The 21,552-nt window shown below is 60.2% G+C and carries 18 protein-coding genes and 3 pseudogenes; 13 read left to right on the top strand and 8 right to left on the bottom strand.

Annotation, left to right across the window (positions count from 1 at the left end):
* Nucleotides 1–125: 125 nt before the first annotated feature.
* The 3 genes from ppk2 (at nt 126) to BCA01S_RS34550 (ending at nt 3,996) form a co-directional block, all read left to right on the top strand.
* Nucleotides 126–947: a polyphosphate kinase 2 gene (ppk2, locus tag BCA01S_RS05855; protein WP_042318014.1), complete on the top strand. Its 822-nt coding sequence runs from the start codon at nt 126–128 to the stop codon at nt 945–947.
* 296 nt (nt 948–1,243) lie between these two features.
* Nucleotides 1,244–1,990: a potassium channel family protein gene (locus BCA01S_RS34555; protein WP_244145962.1), complete on the top strand. Its 747-nt coding sequence runs from the start codon at nt 1,244–1,246 to the stop codon at nt 1,988–1,990.
* A 245-nt stretch (nt 1,991–2,235) separates the two neighbouring features.
* Entirely contained in the window at nt 2,236–3,996 is a 1,761-nt protein-coding gene (locus BCA01S_RS34550) for a SulP family inorganic anion transporter (RefSeq protein WP_084166777.1), read from the top strand.
* Nucleotides 3,997–4,054: 58 nt separating this feature from the next.
* Here BCA01S_RS34550 and BCA01S_RS36925 read toward each other — a convergent pair.
* Nucleotides 4,055–4,471, bottom strand: a pseudogene (locus tag BCA01S_RS36925) (lysine decarboxylase); the annotation flags it as partial.
* On the bottom strand, nt 4,368–4,826 hold the full coding sequence (locus tag BCA01S_RS38960; RefSeq protein WP_027776127.1) for a response regulator: 459 nt from the start codon (nt 4,824–4,826) through the stop codon (nt 4,368–4,370). The gene BCA01S_RS38960 and the pseudogene BCA01S_RS36925, both read right to left, overlap by 104 nt.
* 283 nt (nt 4,827–5,109) lie before the next feature.
* Here BCA01S_RS38960 and BCA01S_RS05830 point away from each other — a divergent pair, with 283 nt between their 5' ends.
* The 3 genes from BCA01S_RS05830 to BCA01S_RS05815 all read left to right on the top strand — a co-directional run bounded on the left by BCA01S_RS05830 (nt 5,110) and on the right by BCA01S_RS05815 (nt 8,679).
* Nucleotides 5,110–6,351: a hypothetical protein gene (locus BCA01S_RS05830; protein WP_027776126.1), complete on the top strand. Its 1,242-nt coding sequence runs from the start codon at nt 5,110–5,112 to the stop codon at nt 6,349–6,351.
* A gap of 461 nt (nt 6,352–6,812) precedes the next feature.
* Nucleotides 6,813–7,067, top strand: a complete 255-nt coding sequence (locus BCA01S_RS05825; protein WP_244145961.1) for a hypothetical protein — start codon at nt 6,813–6,815, stop codon at nt 7,065–7,067.
* 727 nt (nt 7,068–7,794) lie between these two features.
* Nucleotides 7,795–8,679 carry a 4-hydroxy-tetrahydrodipicolinate synthase family protein gene (locus BCA01S_RS05815; protein ID WP_027776123.1) on the top strand — a complete coding sequence of 295 codons (885 nt, stop codon included), beginning with the start codon at nt 7,795–7,797 and terminating at the stop codon, nt 8,677–8,679.
* Nucleotides 8,680–8,776: 97 nt separating this feature from the next.
* On the opposite strand, the pseudogene BCA01S_RS34545 reads toward BCA01S_RS05815, so the two are convergent.
* From BCA01S_RS34545 to BCA01S_RS37855, 6 genes and pseudogenes are all read right to left on the bottom strand, one after another.
* A pseudogene (locus BCA01S_RS34545) lies at nt 8,777–9,337 on the bottom strand (IS3 family transposase); the annotation flags it as partial.
* A 71-nt stretch (nt 9,338–9,408) separates the two neighbouring features.
* Nucleotides 9,409–10,194, bottom strand: a complete 786-nt coding sequence (locus BCA01S_RS05805) for a hypothetical protein (protein WP_027776122.1) — start codon at nt 10,192–10,194, stop codon at nt 9,409–9,411.
* Nucleotides 10,195–10,205: 11 nt separating this feature from the next.
* Complete coding sequence (locus BCA01S_RS05800) at nt 10,206–11,078, bottom strand: DUF2092 domain-containing protein (RefSeq protein ID WP_027776121.1); 873 nt, start codon at nt 11,076–11,078, stop codon at nt 10,206–10,208.
* A 46-nt stretch (nt 11,079–11,124) separates the two neighbouring features.
* Complete coding sequence (locus tag BCA01S_RS05795) at nt 11,125–11,421, bottom strand: hypothetical protein (RefSeq protein WP_027776120.1); 297 nt, start codon at nt 11,419–11,421, stop codon at nt 11,125–11,127.
* Nucleotides 11,422–11,720: 299 nt separating this feature from the next.
* Nucleotides 11,721–12,471: pseudogene (locus BCA01S_RS39615) on the bottom strand (patatin-like phospholipase family protein); the annotation flags it as partial.
* Nucleotides 12,472–12,887: 416 nt separating this feature from the next.
* Nucleotides 12,888–13,079, bottom strand: a complete 192-nt coding sequence (locus BCA01S_RS37855) for a hypothetical protein (RefSeq protein ID WP_110403727.1) — start codon at nt 13,077–13,079, stop codon at nt 12,888–12,890.
* 91 nt (nt 13,080–13,170) lie between these two features.
* On the opposite strand from BCA01S_RS37855, the gene BCA01S_RS34535 reads away from it, so the two are divergent.
* The 7 genes from BCA01S_RS34535 to BCA01S_RS05750 all read left to right on the top strand — a co-directional run bounded on the left by BCA01S_RS34535 (nt 13,171) and on the right by BCA01S_RS05750 (nt 21,552).
* On the top strand, nt 13,171–14,727 hold the full coding sequence (locus tag BCA01S_RS34535) for a sensor histidine kinase (protein WP_084166773.1): 1,557 nt from the start codon (nt 13,171–13,173) through the stop codon (nt 14,725–14,727).
* A complete protein-coding gene (locus tag BCA01S_RS05775) occupies nt 14,724–15,359 on the top strand; it encodes a response regulator transcription factor (protein WP_027776118.1) in 636 nt (211 codons plus the stop codon). The genes BCA01S_RS34535 and BCA01S_RS05775 overlap by 4 nt, the downstream gene beginning before the upstream one ends.
* A 160-nt stretch (nt 15,360–15,519) precedes the next feature.
* Entirely contained in the window at nt 15,520–15,906 is a 387-nt protein-coding gene (locus BCA01S_RS05770; protein ID WP_027776117.1) for a response regulator transcription factor, read from the top strand.
* 153 nt (nt 15,907–16,059) lie between these two features.
* On the top strand, nt 16,060–16,632 hold the full coding sequence (locus BCA01S_RS05765) for a lipid-binding SYLF domain-containing protein (RefSeq protein ID WP_027776116.1): 573 nt from the start codon (nt 16,060–16,062) through the stop codon (nt 16,630–16,632).
* 219 nt (nt 16,633–16,851) lie between these two features.
* On the top strand, nt 16,852–17,046 hold the full coding sequence (locus tag BCA01S_RS38945) for a glycine zipper family protein (RefSeq protein WP_244145960.1): 195 nt from the start codon (nt 16,852–16,854) through the stop codon (nt 17,044–17,046).
* 17 nt (nt 17,047–17,063) lie between these two features.
* Complete coding sequence (locus BCA01S_RS34525) at nt 17,064–18,305, top strand: efflux RND transporter periplasmic adaptor subunit (protein WP_042318008.1); 1,242 nt, start codon at nt 17,064–17,066, stop codon at nt 18,303–18,305.
* Between the two features lie 13 nt (nt 18,306–18,318).
* Nucleotides 18,319–21,552 (top strand): efflux RND transporter permease subunit, encoded by a 3,234-nt coding sequence (locus BCA01S_RS05750; RefSeq protein WP_027776114.1) that lies wholly within the window; start codon nt 18,319–18,321, stop codon nt 21,550–21,552.

Raw genomic sequence — 21,552 nt, 5'->3', positions numbered from 1 at the left:
TAGCTCAAAGACGATGAGACTGCTATCGGGTGCGCGGATGCGCGGGATAGGCGGGCGCGATCAAATTTGAAGTGCAATACCTTGCTCGCGTGAGGTGTGCCAACGCGCATTTTCAGGGAGGAGCAATGTCCGAAACTCCGAAGGAAATGAAGAACAGCGATTCGAAGCCCGTGGGCAAGCTCGGCAACAAGGCGTATTTGAAGGAACTGTGTCGTCTCCATGTCGAACTGGTCAAAATGCAGGAATGGGTCGTGCAGAGCGGCGCGAAGATCTGCATCGTATTCGAGGGGCGCGACGGCGCGGGCAAGGGCGGAATGATCAAGGCGATCACCGATCGCGTGAGCCCACGCATTTTCCGGGTCATCGCGCTGCCCGCGCCGACTGACCGCGAGAAGAGCCAGATGTACATGCAGCGCTATCTTCCGCACCTGCCGGCGGCCGGCGAGGTCGTGATCTTCGACCGTAGCTGGTACAACCGCGCGGGCGTCGAGCGCGTGATGGGTTTCTGCACGGACCGCCAGGTGCAGGAGTTCCTTTTCGCGACGCCGCTCGTCGAGCGGGCCGTCATAGACTCTGGAGTCATCCTCCTCAAATACTGGCTCGAAGTCAGCGCCAAAGAGCAGACGCGCAGGCTCGAAGCGCGGATTCACGATGAGCGCAAAATCTGGAAACTTTCGCCGATGGATCTCGAGTCCTATCGCCGATGGTACGACTATTCGCGGGCGCGCGACGACATGCTCGGTATGACCGATACGGAGTTCTCACCGTGGTATGTCGCACGGGCCGACAACAAGAAGCGAGCGCACCTCAACGTCATCAGCCATTTGCTCAGCAAGGTGCCGTACGTCGCTGTGCCGCGGACGAAGGTGTCGTTGCCTCAACGACAGAAGGCGGGGGCGTATCGCGAATCGGAGCATTGTTTCAGGTATGTGCCCGAGAAATTCTGAGCAATGCCGCATTGCGTCTGACAGGCAAAAGGATTGCGCAGCGCTGGCTGAGAACGGCACTGACGAGCGCGGATGCTCCTTTTTGTTCCTGCGACTTCGACACGCGGAACCAAAGTCCAATTCTGCAAGCGTGCCCGAGTGACATGATGTAATCGGGGAAGCGTGGCGGCTGCCGAGCATGTCGTGCGATCGTGCTAGCCCAGAATGGTTCGAACTGCGGATGAAGAGCGGATTCGAGGAACGATGGAGATGTACCGGATCGAAGAGCCGCGGCTTGGCGGGCTGCGTATCAAGGAATGGCGGCGCCGCGCGCATTTCGGGTTGGCCTGTTGCTTCTGGTGCTGCTGGGATCGGCGCTGGGGATTGGGCTGCTCGACCACTCGGATGCGCCTTTGAGCACGAAGATGTTCACGGCCGTGTGGGACGCGGTCAATCTTGTCTCGACCTTGGGCGACTTCTCGGAGTTTAACGCCGACCAGAAGATATTCATGCTGGGCGCCATACTTGCAACGATGGTGGTTGCAGGCTACGCGTTGAGCCAGTTGACGGGGATGCTATCGGGCGATGACGTGATGGTCTTCTGGGAGAACAGGGCCATGGAGAATAAGCTGGAAACGCTGAGCGCCCACGTCGCGGTCTGCCCGTTTGGCTCGGTCGGCCAGCTGGTCGCCGCCCATCTTCGAGATGCGGGAGCGAGCGTGCTCGTGCTGGAAACCGACGTAAAGCATGCCGAAAAAGCATCCGGACTGGGATACATGGTCATCCTGGGCGATCTCAGCTCGTTCGACGATGTACTCGAGCGTGCCAGACTGGATACCGCCAGTGCGCTGTTTGTGACGGGTAGCAATGCGAACAGCAATCTGGAGATCACGCTGGTGGCGCACACGCTCAATCCCGGGCTGCGGATCGTGGTGTCGGGTGAGAGCGATCTGCGCAGAATGTTGCTCGAGAAGGCTGGCGCAACGACGGTTATCGACGAGAACGACATCGTCGCGCGTGCCATGGTCGGGCAGATCGATGCGCTGTGGGCGCAACGGACATGAAGCCGGGTGCTCGGCAGGCGCAATCCGCCGCTGGTCCGCCGCCCATACCGGTACGGTCGCACACCTGCGGCACCGTCTGGCCTCACGGCTTTGGGGGTAGCGGACGTTCGCGCTATGTGCCCGAACGTTCGCCGTGATTCTCTTGCTCCCTCTATCGACGATGGCATGGTCTCCTCCGGCACCGGATTCGCGCAAGCATATGGGGGCCTGAGGATTTGATGACGATGGGAATCTGGGCGACTATTATGGGACACGATTCATCAGCGCATTCCACTGGCGGCTTTCACATTCCGGTGTTGGAGTGGGTCCGCGATTATCAGAAAGAGTGGATCAAGCCGGACATCGTTGCCGGCGTGACCGCTGCGGCGGTCGTTCTTCCGAAGGCCCTGGCATACGCGACTGTCGCTGGGCTGCCCGTGCAGGTCGGGCTGTATACGGCCTTCCTTCCGATGGTGATCTACGCGTTCCTGGGATCGTCGCGGCCACTTAGCGTCAGCACCAGCGCAACGATCGCCATCCTCACCGCAGCGGCCCTCTCCCGGGTGGTCCCGAACGCAGGGACCGCAGACCTGCTGACAGCTTCTGCAACGCTGACGTTACTGGTCGGGGCCATCCTCACACTCGCCGCGCTCCTGCGGTTGGGATTCGTTGCCAACTTCATTTCGGATCCTGTGCTGACCGGATTCAAGGCCGGTGTCGCGGTCGTCATCATGCTGGATCAGTTGCCGAAGCTGCTCGGCATTCACTTTCTCAAGGGTTCGTTTTTCCACAACGTGCTGGCCATCGTCACGGGTATTCCACACGCGTCAGCGGCGACAGTCGCTGTGGGTGCGATTACGGTGGGCATTCTGGTGGCAATCGAGCATTTCGTTCCACGGGCACCCGCGCCGCTGATCGCGGTGGCCTGCGGGATCGGCGGCATGAGCCTGCTCGGCCTGCAGTCTCACGGGGTCGACATTGTCGGCCATGTGCCGACGGGCTTCCCTTCCGTCACGATGCCGGACCTTTCGCTTGTCACGTCGCTTGGGCCAGTTGCCGCAGGCATTGCCCTGATGAGCTTTACCGAAACTATCGCCTCCGGACGGGCATTCGTTGAAAGAGGGGAACCTAAGCCACAGGCGAATCGGGAGTTGCTGGCGATCGGTCTTGCCAATGTGGGAGGCGCGCTGCTGGGCTCCATGCCGGCGGGCGGAGGGACGACGCAGACAGCCGTGAACCGTCTCTCGGGTGCCCGCAGCCAGCTTGCCGAACTGGTCACGGCTGCCGTCACGCTGGGCACGATGCTGCTGCTTGCGCCCTTCATCGGACTGATGCCGCAGGCCACACTGGCGGCGGTTGTTATCGTCTATTCGATCGGCCTGATCAAGCCCGCGGAATTTCGCGCGATTGTCGCTGTGCGACGCACAGAGTTCGTGTGGGCGCTGGTTGCAGCCTCAGGCGTCGTGCTGTTCGGCACCCTGCTGGGCATCCTCGTCGCTATTGTCGTGTCGCTCCTTGCGCTTGCTCACCAGACGTCCGATCCACCGGTATATGTACTGCGCAGGAAGCTTGGCACGAACGTGTTCCGCCCTGTGTCCGCGGAGCACCCCGACGATGAGGCTTTTCCCGACCTCCTGTTGTTGAGGCCGGAAGGCCCCATTTTTTTTGCCAACGCCGAGCGCGTCGGCGAGAAGATTCGCACGCTGATCGCGCAGACTCATCCCCAGATCGTCGTGCTCCATCTGCGCGCCGTGTTCGATCTCGAGTACACAGCGCTCAAAATGCTGACGGAAGCGGAAAAAGAGCTGCGCAAGCGGGGCATAACGCTATGGCTCGTGGGTCTCAACCCGGGCGTACTGAGGATGGTGCAGCGTTCACCGCTCGGCGAGACGCTTGGGCGCGAGCGGATGTTCTTCAATCTCGATCGGGCGGTCGCGGCATGGCAGAAGCAGCAACCACCCAGGGGCCATGCGCAGGGGCGGCCGGGTTTCGTAAAAAGTCCGCCACATCTCGGTCTACGCTGCTGATTTAAATAGCCGGCCCAGCAAAATTCGGTTTGCTTGATGCACGACGCCGATGGGAACAGAGGCCGTCGTGTGTCGAATTGGTTACGACGGCCAGCCGCGGCTTGCTCTTTTTGTCGGCGATCAGCGGCGACTCGTCGATTTTCTTCTGGACGGCTTCCACGGTGAACTCAGCCGCGGGTATCGGACCAATGATGCCGTACGGATTTCTCGTTGGGCGGAAATACACCGGTACCGCTCCGGTCATGATCAGTGAATGCAGTATAGATTTGTGGCAATTGCGGTCGACTATTACCACGTCGCCGCGCGACACACAGCCGTGCCATACCATGTTGTTCGAAGTGGAAGTACCGTTGGTAACGAAGTAGGTGCGATCAGCTCCGAAGTTGAGCGCGGCTTCTCTCTCCGCCTCGCCTACGACGCTCGTGTGTTCGAGCAGCGATCCGAGCTCCGGCACGGACACCGATAAGTCCGAGCGAAACGCCCGCAATAAACGCGGCGGTGTCCTCAAGCTTGTAAATGAAGCCGGTGAATTGCGCGACGAGTTCGACCGGCACGGTCTCCAGCACATCGATTGACGAGTCGAGAAAGATGCCGACGCCGGGATAGCGACCGCGGAAGCGCTTCACGGCTCGCACCATGTCATCGGAGGGGATTTGCGCGATCGTGCTGTGGTTCATGACGATCACGCCGATCTCCGGATGCGAAACGATCCGTGCAGCACCGTCCGTAAAGTCGCTAGCCGCAATTACCTTCAGACCGCCTGGATTAACGTCGTCCCTGCACCGTATTCGATGAGCAATCAACGCGAGGCGACCGTCGGCTTTCGGCATCGATAACGCCGCAGGAACGTCCGAGTCGCCTGAAAAGCCATGGTCAGTGCGGATTTGTTCGCCGCCGAGAAAGGCGCCGCCATGACTCAGATCAATTTCGGTTCTCAGCCTGCTCCTACTCTTCTGTCATGAACTCGTCATCCTTGCGACTGCGGTAACTCTCGTATGTGCTTTCGAAGCGGGTTCTCCCGACAATAGGGCTCCGGCTACCTGTATGCGACGACGGGTCTTTATGCCACCCGCCGACATGGTCGGCTCACGAGCGACCAGCGAGGAAGTGAAAATGTCTGGCAATCTGGACGTACATCAGCGGGCGACAGTCACTGCAGCACCGTCCGCCGAAGAGATTCTCAAGGATAGCGATGATTTTTCGGTAGTCCTTGGGGGTCCCTTCTTCCAGCTGCTCTGTCGCGCGCACATGGCCAACGATACGCTGGATCTGATACGTCAGCGTATCGCCGTCATCGCGCTGCTGACGTGGGTGCCTCTCGCTGCGCTTGCCGCGCTTGAAGGGCATCTGCTGGACCGGAGCATCGCCGTGCCGTTCCTGTACGACTTCGAAGTCCATATCAGGCTCCTTGTCGCAGTACCGCTATTGATAATCGCCGAGCTTGTCGTCCATCGGAGGCTCCGCCCCATTGCACGAGCATTCATCGACCGGAAAATTATTCCCGAAGCGTCGTCGGCACGGTTCGATGAGGCAATCAGGTCGGCATTCCGCCTGCGCAATTCCATACTTGCCGAGGTACTGATGCTTGCATTCGTCTATGGCATCGGCGTTCTTGTCATCTGGCGCCACTACACCGCACTCCACGCGAGCACCTGGTATGCGACGGCCTCGCAGGACGATCTCAAGTTATCGCTCGCCGGAATGTGGTACGGCTACGTGAGCCTTCCAATCTTCCAGTTTCTGCTGCTTCGCTGGTATTTCCGGTTGTTCGTCTGGACCCGGTTTCTCTGGAAGGTCTCACGTATCAAGCTCAGCCTCGTCCCGACCCACCCCGACCGGGTCGGGGGACTCGGATTCCTGGCAAACACGGTCTATGCGTTCACCGTCCTGCTGGTAGCGCACGGTGCCATGTTGGCAGCGCAATTCGCAAATCGAATCCTGTTTACGGGCGCAGCGTTCACCGAATTCAAGGTGGAGACTGGGGCGATGGTTCTGTTTCTTCTCTGTATAGTCTTTGGACCGCTGCTGGTTTTTGCCCCTCAACTCGCGAGTGCCAAACGCACAGGGCTGGGCGAATATGGCTCTCTGGCCCAGCGCTACGTGCGCGAATTCGATGAAAAGTGGCTACGAAATGGTGGATCGAAGGACGAACCGCTAGTTGGCAGCGCAGATATCCAGTCGCTGGCTGACCTTGCGAACAGCTTTGACGTCGTCAAAACCATGCGAATTGCGCCCATCACGAAGGACGCAATTCTACGGCTCGCCGCTGCCGTTCTTCTGCCCATCGTGCCGTTAGCGCTCACCATGATGTCTGTCGAGGAGTTGCTGAAAAGATTATTCGGTTTGGTGTTCTAACAAGCCGGCGGTCAGCGGGGATCCGGTGACCAGCCCCCGGAATCAAGGGGGCCAAACATGATAGTGAATGTACATCTTGTCTTTCTCCCGATTGCGATTGCCCTGGAAGTGAGGTCGGTCGGAATCGGTGGAGGCGGTAGGGAGCGACGCGCCCCAGGCCTTTAACGGTCTCTCCAATTCTTATTGCCCTCAATAGCCGATGCACGTGTGCGGGACATGTGCATCGGGCGCGCGAAGGTCTTTCAAGCCGCAGCGCGAAGTTAACGTGGTTTTGATTCGCCGAGCGGCAGCTTTTACGCGACATTGAGACTCGCGTCGTTACAGTGGACGGGTACCAACAACCCGCGCCGCCGAGCCGGCGTAACCCTATGGTCCCGTCCGCCGCTACGTCCGATGTCTCCGTCACTCGCAGGTCGCGCATCTCACACGCGCCGCGCACGGCTCCCCATACGCCTACTGTCGTGCCGCTCATCGTTATTGACGTCACCGTGCCCGGGACGTCGTCCGCCGACGGACGGCGCACGCTGCATGCTGCGTTCGGGGACGACCTGCGTCTCTATGTCGTCACCATCGACCAACACTGCCAGTGCGTAACCTTCCGCGTGGAAGTCACCTCACGCACGCTCGCAGATGTGATCGACCTCCTGACCGTCAAGCTCGATCGCGCGACGCTCGGCCGCGCGCAATCCACCATGATCCCGCGTCCGCGCGACTAATTGATGTCCGGCATGGTCGAACGGATCGCATGCATTGGGGACGACTGCCCGCTAGCAGCCTGGCTCAGCCGCTGCATGGTGCAGTCAGGGCTTACCTTCTGGCCTCGGCAGGCTGGATAAGCAATTTATTGACCCTGTTCACCGGCCTCGAAAGGTACCGGCCGCGTGCGTTTAAACCGCCAAATCACGACTGTGCGATTACGAAGGGCAAGTCATGTGACTTGCCTTTTCTCATGCGCGTTTCGGATTGAGACGAGCAATCTCACGGCAAGGGTGCCATACGATTTTTCCGCCGAACACTTTAATTTTTGCACCGCGTTTACATGCGGACGTCTAATCTAAAACCGTCCTGATCAACATGGCGTCGACGAACGCCACATTACATGGCTATCACACAATCAATCAGCAGCTTACCGTTGCGGCCGTTCAGCGGACCCCACGCCCAACGCAACAACGTCATTCCCTTTCCCACGACGCGCGTCCGCTTACAGGTGGTCCTGCCTCACCGGTCATGCGAACTTCCCGCTACCCAGCTTCGGGTCCTGCTTCATTCACCCCTTGGTGTCTATGTCGTTGCCACAGAAGCGGTTCGCCAGGAGATACGCGTGCACCTCGACATCGCACCTGACGACATCGACTTCACGCTGCACACGCTGATCTCGACTCTATCCGCCGCGACGATCGGCCCATTGAAGCGCCGCAGTGCGGCAGCAAAGGGGCGCTAAGCATGTTCTCTGGTATCTGGTTGCCCATCGTTACACCGCTGCATAACGGCGAACTCGATATCGACTCGTTGCAGCGTTTGGCGGATTACTACTCGCGCACAGAGATCAGCGGCATCGTCGCGTTAAGTACGACGGGCGAAGCCGCGCTGCTAACGGAAGCCGAGCGCCTCACCGTATTGCAGGCTCTAACCGAAGTGACCGGTTCGCGTTTCCCATTGCTGATCGGCGTCGGCGGATCGAATACGCGCGAGGTCCTGCGCGATATTCAGCGCTATGAGCGTTGGGACTGCGCGGGCTATCTGGTCTCCGCGCCGTCATACGTCTGTCCAGATCAGGCCGGCGTGCAGTGGCACTTCGAACAGGCTGCTCTTGCAACCGAGCGTCCCATCGTCTTGTACGACGTGCCGTGCCGAACCGGCGTGGCAATTGCGCCGGATACGGTCGCGCGCCTCGTCGAGTGCGGCAACATAATCGCTATCAAGGAATGCGTTAAAGCACATTTCGACAAGTTGAGCGCGCTGCCCATTGACGTCCTGTGCGGAACGGACGAAGCCTTGGACGATTGCCTGCACCACGGCGGAACCGGCGGCATTCTGGCCAGCGCCCACGTCTGCGCGGATCTGCTGCTCGCGTACCAGCAGCTTCTCGGCGCTGAACGAGAGGTGGACGCGCGCAATCTGTTCACGCGCTTACTGCCAGTGTTGCGCTTGCTGTTCGCCGCGCCCAATCCGTCCGCAATCAAAGCCATGCTGGCTTTTGATCATCCGCTTAGCGACGAAACACGCATGCCGATCCCGCGTGCGTCGGCGCAGCTTGTCGATCGTTTGAGCACCGCACGCGACAGACTGCAGGATTTGCGAGCCGAATTCGCAGGGATGATGAACTAGCGCATTCCAGTTCTTCGTGTACATTGACGCGGATGCCATGTTGCCCCAATCGATCGCATTCCCTGCGTCAGCATACTTACTGCGCTCTTGCGGGCTTCGGACGTCGGCTTGAGACGGCGCGAAACAGCACCTGCATCACCAGGTCTTTCGTCATGCGTTCGCTCATCGCATAGCCAACGATTTCGCCGCTGTACAGGTCCTTCAGGCCGGCAAGATATAACCATCCTTCGTCGGTCGCGATGTACGTGATGTCGCCACACCAGGCCTGATCGGGCGCTGACACTGAGAATTGCTGGTTCAGCAGGTTCGGCGAAACGGGCAAATCATGCTTTGAATTAGTGGTGGCCTTGAACTTACGCTTCTGCCTGCACCCCAGGCCGAGCTTTCTGCGCAACCGTTTTATCCGGTGTATGCCGACACAAACGACGTGCCGTTAGAGATCCCTTTGCAGCGGCTCTGGGCCGCAGCTTTCCCGCGTACGCTGATGGGCAGCGAGAACCTCCGTTTCCAGTCAGGCCTCCTGCCGTGCCCGGTTGGAGGGCGTGCGTTTGCGCCATGCGTAATAACCGCTAACCGAAACACCTAACAAGCGGCACATCGGTGGCACCGGATAGTCCTGTCGCATCTGTTCAATCACGCCGTACTTCACCGCGCGCATTGGCCTAAAGATGCGTTCGCTACTTGACCGGTACTCCGCCATACGAGTGTTTCAAGTCCACACCGGAACTCCTACCCAGGCGCCGGTATCACACGGTAGTAGACGCCATTCGCACCGTAAGATGGTTTAAACCACGTATTGCCGCACAGGTAATAGGTGCCGCCCTGAACATTGGGCGAGATGCAGCCAGCGGGCAAGGCCGCGTAGACGGCGCCCATCGCGAACGTCGTCCCGCCAACGGGAGCGGCGTTGTACGCGCTGCCGGCTGCCACACCGGCGTAGTATGCGTTCGATGTAGCGGCTGCCGTGTTGGCTGAAGCAATGGCCGCGCCGGCGGCTACACCGACTACAGCGCCTGCGGCGGCTGCGCCTGCAGTGGACCAGCCGCCGCAGTTGTAGCAGCCGGACCCGTAGTTATTCACGACAACCGGTGGATGGTACGCAGGATATCTCCCACCGTAGTAGGCGCTGTGATATGCCGTCGCGCCCGATGAGTTCGTGTACGTCGTATAGCCGGATCCAGTTGCGTGGGTCGCTGTGCCGCCATAAGCGTTGGTGGCGGTGGTGCCCTGACCGTACGTATGGGTCGCACTCCCGCCGTAACGATTGGTAGCTGTCGTTTGCCCCGACCCTTCCTGATGGGTTGCAGTATCGCCATAGCGACCGGTTGCAGTCGTGCCTTGCCCATATGTGTGCGTTTCGCTGCCGCCCCATGCGTTGCTGCGGGTCGTGGAATCCGAACCGGGCGCGTGCGATGTGCTGCCTCCGCGATAGTTCGCATGAGACCACGCATCGGCATGGCCCGCTGCGAACGCTGGAATAAGCACACTCATGAGACGGATGACGACGGACTTCATGATGCGTCTCCTCATTGAGTCCCAGGCGGCTTCATTTTCGGCGGCGACTTCATTCCAGGCCCGTCGCTGGCGTCCGGACGCGCGAACACAATGTGCGCGGCGCCGGCCGCTTTGGGCGAAGTAAAGGCATCTGCGGGAACCGCCGCATCAAGTTGCCAATTGGACAGTTCCAGCACATGACGCAGCCTGGTCCGGTCGTTAAGGTAGACGGCGAAGATGCGCCGCGGCAGTTTGTCCTGCGTGCCGATCCAGATCTGCACGAACACGTCCCCGGTGATATACGCGACCATGTCCGTCGTCGTATCGCCGACCACGCGCGATTGACCGATATAGAAAGCGACCTTCAGTCCATCGGCAATGTCCTTATAGGGATCTGCGACGATCACATCGGTAAACGGGAAATAGATCGCGGCGGAATCGTAGGCGACCTGTAGCGCGGCGTCGATAGTCGGTGGCGCGTCCGCGACGGCGACCAGGTTGTCCGCCGGATCGAACGCCATCATCGCCTTGCCGTCGTAATAGAACTCCGAGGGCGGCCCGTCGCCCAAGGTGATGACCTTGAGCTTGTCCGGCCGCTGCAGCGTCACCTCCGATTTGGTCGAATAGACGAGGGGAGGACCGAGGCGGCTCGGACTCTCATAGGAGACTACTGCCGTGAATGCCATCGATTGCGCGGCGGCCAGACGGGCGCACGTCGCTTTGAGGACGTCGATCGCACGCGGTTCGAGTCCTGGCTGGAACGCCGGCGCGGCAGCCTTCGGGGGCCTGGCCGCTGCCTTAGCCGTGTGTTGTGTTTTCTGTGGCTGCTGGGCGTGGCCGCTCGCGATCAGGGATAGGCCAAGCGCGGCGAGGGTTACGCAGCGCAAGAATTTCGCGTAGATCATCGCGGCCTCGATGAGTAGTCCGGTTAAGCGATACACCGGGAGACGATCACGGGATCATGCCGCACTCGAACATCTTGCTGGCAATCGGAGCCGCCACCTTGTCGATGAACGCGGCGCGCATCTGCGGATCGTTACGCAGCAGTTCTACGGCCTGCTGCTCCTTCTCCGGCTTGGGCCGGCCTTTTTGCTGGGCTCTCTCCTGCCATAACTGCTCGCACGACGATTGCTGATACTTTTGAACGAGTTTGCCGGCAACCATATCCAAAACCGGGTATTGCGCAGCGGCCGTACCCGCGAACATCAGCGCCGGTGCGATCGCAAACCATAAGAGACGCCTGTTCATTACATCGCCCTCACATAGCCATCAAACGGTCATCAGCGAGGAGAAGTGTCGTGATCACCGCTACCGTAACAATGACCTGGCTCCTGATTTCCGCAGACCGAGTCCTGAAAGGGCAATCAAACGCACCTGCCCCAAGAGAGAGAATAGGGGACCGGTGCGGACACCGATATTGAACCTTGGTCTAATGTGTGTGCGGAACCCGCTGCATCGCCAGATGTGCCCGAACGTCCCCGTTCGGTTCGGTGCATTCGGCGAAGTGGGCATTGCACGGGAAGCGTTGCGACGTCGCGTTGATACCCAAGGGCGACCGCGCCTCGCGTGCTGATCGCGCTGAGTTTCTGCACATGCGGGTCGGCCTGAAGCGAAGGTGGCAGCTTATCAAGAACCCAGCGCAGCGAATTGCGGAGCGCTTCGATCGCGCTGACACAGGTTGTGTCGAAACGTGTTTTACTCGCGTACTGAATGTCCTTTGTGCGTTCCTGCGCTTCTGTGGGTGTATTGGGCGACTCGCCCGCGCCGCTGAATACGTCAACCTGGAGGATCAACGCACTCACTCGATAGTCCTCGTCCACCGCATACCAGAGCGGCGTGTTGCACGAGATGCCGCCAACCCCGGTATCACTCGCCGTCGACCTGCACAGCGGGAAGCCAGGCGGCAGCGCACCACTCGCCATCGCGTGCTCGGGCTCAATCCTGGGATTTGCCGTTGTCGAAATAGACCGGGTTGCCAGAGCGCACGTCAACAGTGCCCAGTGAAAGGCGCACGGCTTCGCTGTTGATCAGATCGAAGTCGATCAATTTCATAAAGGCTTAACGTGTTCAGGTGATCTTCGCTCGCGGTAAACGGCGCTGTTAGCCGGGGTGTAAAAAGCCCGGGAACTCGCGCAATCGCGCGACGCGACGCTCAGGCGGATTGCCTGCGATAAGCGCGGCATTGATCGCCCCGATCGAAACGCCCGCGATCCAGTCCGGAGCGACGCCAGCCTCGGCGAGGCCCGCATAGATGCCCGCCTGGTACGCGCCCAAAGCGCCTGATCCCTGAAAGACCATGACGGTATGGTCGAACTTGCCCCAGTTCGAGGCCGCGAGTGAAGGTACAACTGGGTAGGCCTTTGCCATGACGGTCCCAGGTTGGAGGTGCGTGTGCACAACTGTGCGCAATCGGGCATGTGAGAGCAGATTTGATTCGCAATGAGCGATAGAGGACGCCCAGTTTGCCATGCGCAAGTGAATTCTCCACTCCCACTCACACAGGTTTTATCAGTAACGCGAAATACGCCGGGACGATACAAGGCCTTGCCGTTCGAATCGCACGTGTTTCAGACTACATGCGCTGCACGGCCTGAACAATTGGCCTTCGGTTTAACCCGGGACGTTCCGCGTTCCGCACATCCTCTTCGCATTGCGAAGAGTGAAAAATGCACGAACTCGATATTTACAATTGCGTGCATCACGACTACGATAAATTACTGGTCGATAAGCATTCGCGTGTAGTAGTTACCTGACTGGTCGGCTGACCACGCCTGCAGGTAGTCTTGTGCCGGTCGATCCACTGTATGGCCAGTGCCGAGCAGTACGATGACGCACCGATAGCCGGAAAAGAGCACCGCGTGAAAATGCCGCGAGAAGGCGAACAACAGTCCTCTGAACAGTTTCACATCACGTAGCCGCGCTATCCGCCGTGAAATTTGTGAGCGTGCATTTTCATCAGCCCATCTCCAGGCTTGAGCCCTTGAGAGGAATGCCGCAATGGGCATCGTTATGCTAGCGATCATCGTTCTGGAAACTGCCATTATTCTTTGGCTCCTGATGATGTTTACCCGGCAACGGCGATTGGCGTCAGCCATTTCAAGTATTAATCCGCCAGGTCCGCCGGATTATGTAGGGCGAGCGATGACCCGTCTTCGTGCAAGCCGTGCGCAGACTTCCATACCGTCTGCAGGAGCAGGTCCGCCCGATGGGGTGTTGCGAGGGGGGGCGTCAGGAGAAGGACGCTTGGGCAAACATCGGATGAAGGGAAGCCCGCTTGCGCCGGACGCCGCTCAAAGCGCATCACGCTCGGAGCGTCCAATGCTGGAGAGAGTGCATGCGGCCGCTTCCGTCCGCTCAGTTCGCCGCCAGCGGCATGAAAGTGGCGCGCGAACAGGGGCATTGAACCATGCACATGCCAGCGCTCCGGATAGAGCAAGCGGCGATTCGTACTTTCGCGACGCGCTCGCGCTGCTGCCTATGTCGATTCTGATGCTCGGCGAGCGAGGCCAGATGTTGATGGTCAATCCGCAAACCGCCAGGCTGTTTGGATACGAATGCGACGAACTGATCGGGAAGCCTGTCGAATTGCTCGTGCCTGCGCTGCATTTCGGTAGTCACGTTCGCGATAAGGCCGGGATGTTTGCCGCGCAGGAGTGTGACGACAGAACACCATTGCACGAGTTGTCGGCGCGGCGCAACAACGGCACGGAATTTCAGGTGGAGATCGGTCTCAACGCGTTTCACTTCGGTGACGAAAACGTCACGCTCGCATTCATGATTGACAGAACCGAGCGGCACGAACTGGAGCGCATCCGTCGCGATCTTGCGCATCTGACCCGTATATCGACGGTGGGCCAGCTTGCGTCGTCGTTAGCACATGAGCTGAACCAGCCGCTTACCGCGATCCTCAGCAATGTGCAGGCCGCGCAACGCTTTCTCGTGGCCGACCGCATCGATCTGGCCGAGGTACGAGAGATCCTGAATGACATTGTGCAGGATGACTTTCGGGCAAGCGAAGTGATCCGGCGCCTTCGTGCGGTCGTCAAGAAAGGCGATCTGGAAGTGGTATCGCTCGACCTCGCGGGCATTGTCCGCGACGTGGTCATGCTGGTGCGCAGCGATGCGATCGTGCGTGGCACGAGCGTGGCGCTCGACATCGAGGGCGATGTCCCGCCCGTGCATGGCGACAAGGTCCAGTTGCAGCAGGTCATGCTCAATCTTCTCCTTAACGCATTCGACGCGATGAAGGATGTGCCGGCCGTCGATCGCGTGGTCTCGGTGAAGCTGATGCGCGAGAGCAGGAGTATGGTTTGCATCGCCATCACCGATCATGGTCATGGACTGCCTGCCGACAAGCTGGACAAGATATTCAAGCCATTCTTTACGTCAAAACCCCAGGGACTCGGTTTGGGATTGTCGATTAGCCGCACCATCGTCGGCATGCACCATGGGCGACTCTGGGCCGAAAACAACATCGACCGAGGCGCGACATTCTTTGTTGCATTGCCAGTTGGGGATGCGACGGACCAGGATGAGTCGCGACAGAGACCATGACAGATTCCGCTTCGCTTGTATTCGTCGTCGACGACGACGACTCCGTGTGCCGCGCGCTGGCGCGCTTGATTCGGTCAGCGGGTTATCGGGTGGAAACATTCGGTTCGGCACGCGCGTTTCTCGACAGGATGCCGGTCGATGCGTGCCCCGCATGCCTCGTGCTGGATATCCAGTTGCCGGAGGTGAGCGGGCTGGAACTGGCGCGCGAACTCGATACCGCGCTGCCAATAATTTTTATCACGGGACACGGCGACATCGCGATGGGCGTGGGCGCGATGAAAGCCGGGGCCACCGATTTTCTGTCGAAACCCGTGTCCGATACTGACCTGCTGGGGGCGATTGCGCAGGCGCTCGAGCGTGCAGTGCAAGCGCGCACGATCCGGCGTGAACTCGACGCGCTGCGCGCTCGCGTCGAGCGCCTGACTCCACGCGAGCGCGAAGTGATGGCACTGGTCGTGACCGGTCTTCTGAACAAGCAGGTGGCTAGTGAACTGGGGACGGTTGAACAGACGATCAAGGCTCATCGCAAACGCGTAATGGCCAAGATGGAAGCCACCTCGCTCGCCCAGCTCATTCGTATCGCCGACAAAATTGGTCTTTCTGGCGTCGCGCAATCGCGCGCGCAGCGCTAGGCGGCTGCAAGCCGGCCCGAACGGCCGGCCGCTCGCACACGTTGCGGATGTTGGGACATCCGCATTGCACCAAGGTCCACTATCGGCTTGTCCTCCAGGCTCGTAGTCTATGGTTCGGGGAGTGCAGTTACCATGCATCCCGGACACCGGACTAGGTGCAATGGAAAAACTCAAACCATTCGTTGTCGTCGTTGATGATGATGAATCGGTGAGCCGAGCGATCAAGAGACTTCTGCGCTCAATCGGGATCGCCGCCGACACGTTCGCAAGCGGCGATGGGTTCCTCGACATGATGGCGTCCGTGCCGTCATATCGCCCTGACTGTGTCATTCTCGATGTGCAAATGCCTGGGCTTAGTGGGCTCGAGGTCCAGCGGCGCCTGTCCGGGAGCGGCTTGCCTGTCATTTTCATCACAGCCCACGACGACGTCAGCGTGTGCGAGCAGGCGTTTGCAGGTGGTGCTGTGGCCTATCTCCGCAAGCCCTTCAACGATGAGCTGTTCGTGCGGACGGTGCGCGCTGCCCTTGAAGGCGGAGAGTCGTCGTGACACCCGCGCACAAAGCGCAACAACCCGCTATTACCCCAAAGTTCTATTGTCTCGATCAGTTCCCCTACCCATACTGAGGATACCTGAAGCGCGGCGCACGCCGCTCAGGGGACTCGATAACGCAGTGACTCCTTTTGAATGGAGCGTCCTATCATGTTCAAGTTTGTCCGCCTGATGGCAATGATTCCAGTCCTGCTCGCGGCAGTCGCCTGTTCGAGCATGGGCCCATCCAGCTCCACGTCGTCCGGGTCATCGCGTCCTGAGCTGGAACAGAAAGCACGTGATGCGTATCGGACGCTGGTTGCGACAACGCCAAAGGCGGGGGAACTGGCGACCAAGGCCACTGCTGTCCTCGTGTTTCCGGAGATCGTGAAGGCGGGCTTTCTCGTCGGAGCGCAGGGTGGGGACGGCGTGATGTTCGGCCCGGACGGCAAGGTGCTTGGCTATTACAACGCCACGGCATTGTCATACGGCCTGCAGGCTGGGGCACAGACCTTCCATCAGGCGTTTTTCCTGATGACGCCGGCAGCGCTCAACTATCTGAACAGCAGCGACGGGTGGTCCGTCGGTATGGGGCCGAGTGTCGTTGTCATGGACGAAGGTAAGGCGAAGTCTATGACGACGACCACGTTGCAATCCGATGTCTACGCGTTCATCTTTGGCCAGGAGGGCCTGATGGCGGGAATGGGCGTGCAAGGCCAGAAGATCACCAGGATCAAACCATGAGTCCGTGACTTCACGACGCCTTCTCACGTCAGCGTCGGATTGGCGTGAGTCGGTGCCGGATCCGGATTGTTGAGGAGACGTTTCACCGTGCAACCTCTGATGCGAGTCTCCCTCGGGCTTGCGATGTCAAACGTGGGCAAAGCAGACCACGGGTGTCGACCCGGTCGCGCTCGCGCAGCAGGCTTCAACGCAACCGGGCGCGCCGCCCTAGGTGAGCGGGTGAGGGGCGCAGCACGTGGGGCAGCGGGTGGTGCTGCCATTGGTGCGATTGCGGGCGATGCGGGAAAGGGCGCGGCGGTTGGCGCGGTCGTCGCCTCGACGATCGTGCTTGACAGGGTGGACGGCACGATAGGCGTGACGCTCGTGAACCGTGAAGACGCCCTGGTGCTGTTCGGTGCTTGCACCGCCATGTAGCTGCGACGGGTGATCCGATGAGACACGCAACGCTTGATGCTTTCCTTCAACGGTGGACAGTGCGCGATCTGCGGCGAGTGCTGGTCTTCACCACACTGACGCTCTGCGTGGCATGCCACAAGCCGGCTCCGCCGCCGCAGGCTGGAGCGGCTGAAGTCACCGTGATGAAGGTCGAGCCGCACGATACGCCAGTCGACTTCGAGTTCACTGCGCAAACGCAGAGTTCGCGCGAAGTTGAGATTCGCGCGCGCGTCGACGGTTTTCTCGACAAGCGTGTGTATACGGAAGGGCAACTGGTGCATACAGGGCAGACGCTCTTCCTGATGGATCCCAAGCCGTTCGAAGCGGCGCTGCAGACCGCGAAGGGCCAACTTGCGCAGCAGCAGGCGAGGCTCTATGTGACGAAGGCCAACCTTGCCCGTGTGATACCCCTTGCTGCGCAGAACGCGTTGAGCAAGAAGGATCTGGACGACGCGACCGGCAACGAAAAGAGCGCGGAAGCTGCCGTGATCGCCGCCCAGGGGCAGGTGCAGACGGCAGAGCTGAACCTCGGCTACACGACGATCAAATCGCCGCTCAACGGTTTGTCGAGCTTCGCGAGACAGCAGGACGGCAGCTACGTGACGGCCGGACCCGGCGGCTTGCTGACGTATGTATATCAGCTTGATCCGATGTGGGTGAACTTCAGCATCTCCGAGAACGAGTTGCTCAGATACCGCGACGAGATTGCCAAGGGGCGTCTGCGATTTCCGGTGAATGACGACTTCATCGTGACGGTCTTGCTGGCCGACGGCAGCGAGTTCCCCGTCCAGGGCCATATCAACTTTACCAATCCGGCGTTCAGCACGGAAACGGGTACGTTCCTTGTCCGCGCGTCGTTTGCCAACACCAAGGGCAGTCTGCGCCCCGGCCAGTTCGTGCGCGCGCGCGTATCCGGCGCAACGCGCCCGAACGCGATTCTCGTGCCGCAGCGCGCGGTCTTGCAGGGCTCCAAGAGTCACTTCGTGTGGGTCCTCGACGACAACTCGAAGGCGCATCAGCGGGTGGTGGAAGCCGGCGAATGGCACGGCGACGACTGGTTCATTACGCAAGGACTGAAACCTGGCGAGCGCGTCGTGGTCGATGGTGCGATCCGCGTGGTGGCCGATACGCCGTTGAAGATCGTCGCTTCGCCCACACCGGGTGCGGCAAACGACGCGCCGGCAGATGACAGCAACGGTTCGAAGGCCGGTCCATCCAAAACGATGGCTTCGAAGTGAGCGGGCCAGCGAAATGAATCTCTCCCATTTCTGCATCGACCGTCCGATCTTTGCGTCGGTGATATCGATTGTCATCACGCTTGGCGGCGCCGTAGCGATGTTTAATTTGCCGATCGCGCAGTATCCGGACATCACGCCGCCGCAGATCACGATCTCCGCAACGTATCCAGGCGCCAGCGCCGACGTGGTCGCCAACAATGTGGCCGCGCCGATCGAGCAGCAGGTCAACGGCGCCGACAACATGATTTACATGAGCTCGTCGAGTTCATCGACCGGCAACCTGACCGTCAATGCGTACTTCCAGATCGGCACCAACCCGGAACTCGCGCAGGTCGATGTGCAAAACCGCGTGAACCTCGCGTTGCCGCAGTTGCCGCAATCGGTGCAGGCGCAAGGCATCCAGGTGCAGAAGAAATCGTCGGCGTTCATGATGGTGATCGCGATCTATTCGCCGACCGACCGCTACGACGCCACGTACATCGCCAACTACGCGAACATTTACGTACTCGATGCGTTAAAGCGTATTCCGGGCGCCAATCAATCGGCCATCTTCGGGACGCCCGACTACGCGATGCGAATATGGCTGAAGCCCGATCGCATGGCGCAACTGGGCATCACGGCAGGCGACGTGCAGAAAGCCGTCGCCAACCAGAACCAGCAGTTCGCTGTCGGCCGTCTCGGGCAGTCGCCGACCGGTGCGCCCGTCGAGCAGTCGTTCGCGGTCACGACGACCGGCCGTCTGAACGAACCTTCCGACTTCGACAACATCATCATTCGCGCGGCCAACGGCGACGCGGCGATCGTGCGTCTCAAGGACATCGGCTACGCGGCTCTCGGCCAGAAAGACTATTCGATTCGCAGCCGCTATCAGGGCAAACCGGCGACGGTCATGGCGGTGTACCAGCAGCCTGGCGCGAACGCGCTTGACGTGTCGAAACAGGTGCGCGCAACGCTCGCCGAGATGAAGAAGACGTTCCCGGAGGGGCTCGAATACAGCATCGCGATGGACACGACCGAGTTCACCCGCGCGTCGATTTCCGATGTGGTGCACACCTTCTTCGAAGCGCTGGTGCTGGTCGTGATTGTCGTGTTCGCGTTCCTGCAGAGCCTGCGGGCGACGCTGATTCCGGTGCTGGCGGTGCCCGTGTCGATTGTCGGCACCTTCATGGGCATGCTCGCACTCGGCTTCTCGATCAACATGCTGACGTTATTCGGCATGGTGCTCGCCATCGGCATCGTCGTGGATGACGCAATCGTCGTGATAGAGAACGTCGAGCGCAACATGAGCGTGCACAAGCTGAGTCCAAAAGACGCCGCCAAGCGGGCGATGGACGAAGTTTCCGGCCCGGTCATCGCGATCGTGCTCGTGCTGTGCGCGGTGTTTGTCCCTGTGGCGTTCCTTGGCGGCATCACTGGCCAGTTGTACAAGCAGTTCGCGATCACGATTGCGATCTCGGTGGTGTTCTCGGGCCTGGTCGCACTGACGCTGTCGCCGGCGCTGGCCGCCTTGCTGCTCAAGCCGGGCCATCACGAAAAGCGTGGCTTCTTCAAGTGGTTCGACAGGAACTTCGAGAGGATGACGAACAGCTATACGCGCGCGGTCAAGCTGGTCATCAAGCGGTTCGTCGTGGGACTGCTGCTGTTTGCGGGGATGATCGCGCTCGCGGTCGTCATGATGCGCTCGGTACCGACTTCGTTTCTGCCGCCCGAAGACCAGGGCTATCTGCTCGGCGCGGTCATCATGCCGGACGCAGCAAGCCTCGATCGCACAGGAGACGTTTCGCAGCACGTCACCGACTACTTCATGAAGCAGGAGGCCGTGGGCAGCGTGACGATCGTCGATGGTTACAGCCTGCTCGACAGCCAGAACAAGAACAACGCGAGCACGTTCTTCATCGGCTTCAAGAGTTTCGACGAACGCTACAAGTGGTCCAACATCCGCACGCAGAACGCGCGGGCGGTGCTGATCGGCGCGTACGAGAACCTGTCGAAAGTGAAGGAGGGCATCATCCTGCCCGTGAATCCGCCGTCGATACCGGGGCTCGGCACGACCGGCGGCACGGAGATGTGGATTCAGAGCAAGGGCGACGGCACCATCGCGCAACTGGCGGATGTGGTGAACAACTTTCTGGAAAAGGCAAAAAAACGCCCTGAACTCGCGCGCGTGACATCGACCTTCAATGCGTCGTCGCAGCAATTGCTCGCCAACGTCGACCGGGACAAGTCGGAGACGCTCGGCGTTCCCGTCGAGGAAGTGTATAGCGCGATGCAAACCATGTTCGGCTCGCTATACGTATCGCAGTTCAACCGGTCGAGCCGCCTGTGGCAGGTCATCCTCCAGGCTGAACCAGCGTACCGGTTGACGCCGCAGGATCTGAACCAGCTCTACGTGCGCAGCAAGAACAACAGCATGGTGCCGCTCAAGGCTGTGGTGACCTCTCAGTACGTGACGGGCCCCGATCTCATCACGCGCTTCAACAATTTTCCCGCAGTCAAGATCACGGCCAACGGCGCGCCGGGCTACAGCTCGGGGCAGGTCATCCAGGCGCTGGAGGAGGTTGCGGGTGAGGTGACGACGTCGGATTACGGTATCGGCTGGAGCGGCGAGGCCTACGAGGCGAAGCAGTCGGGCGGCACGTCGAGCCTCGTGTTCGTGTTCGGTCTCATCATGGTCTTCCTGATTCTCGCCGCGCAATACGAGAAATGGAGCCTGCCGGTCGGCGTGCTGATGGCCGTGCCGTTTGCCCTCTTCGGCGCGCTGCTCGCGATCGTGCTGCGCGGACTCGAGAACGACGTGTACTTCCAGATCGGACTGACGATGCTGGTCGCCCTCGCCGCGAAGAACGCAATCCTGATCTTCGAGTTTGCGGTGCTGAACCGGGAGACGGGGTCATCCGTCTACGACTCCGCCGTCACGGCGGCGACCGAGCGGCTGCGGCCGATCGTGATGACGTCGCTTGCTTTTATCCTGGGGTGCGTCCCGCTTGCTATTGCCACGGGAGCGTCGGCCAACAGCCGCCATTCGATCGGCACCGGCGTGATCGGCGGGATGCTCGGTGCGACGGTGATCGCCGTGTTCTTCATTCCGATGTTTTTCTACGTCCTCGAGACGATGTCGGAAAAGAGCAGCAGCAAGCAGACACCCGATCCGAGCGGCGGAGCCGCAGGCGATGGGCCGCCGCCCGCCGTGCATCCCGGCCCGGGCGCGCCCACCACCAAACCGTCCGCCCCGCATGAGGCCGACTGA

This window comes from Paraburkholderia caledonica NBRC 102488 (assembly GCF_000685095.1).
Taxonomy (GTDB): Bacteria; Pseudomonadota; Gammaproteobacteria; order Burkholderiales; family Burkholderiaceae; genus Paraburkholderia; species Paraburkholderia caledonica.
Note: the sequence above shows the minus strand (reverse complement) of the source record. Positions and strands in the feature narration are given on the sequence as shown.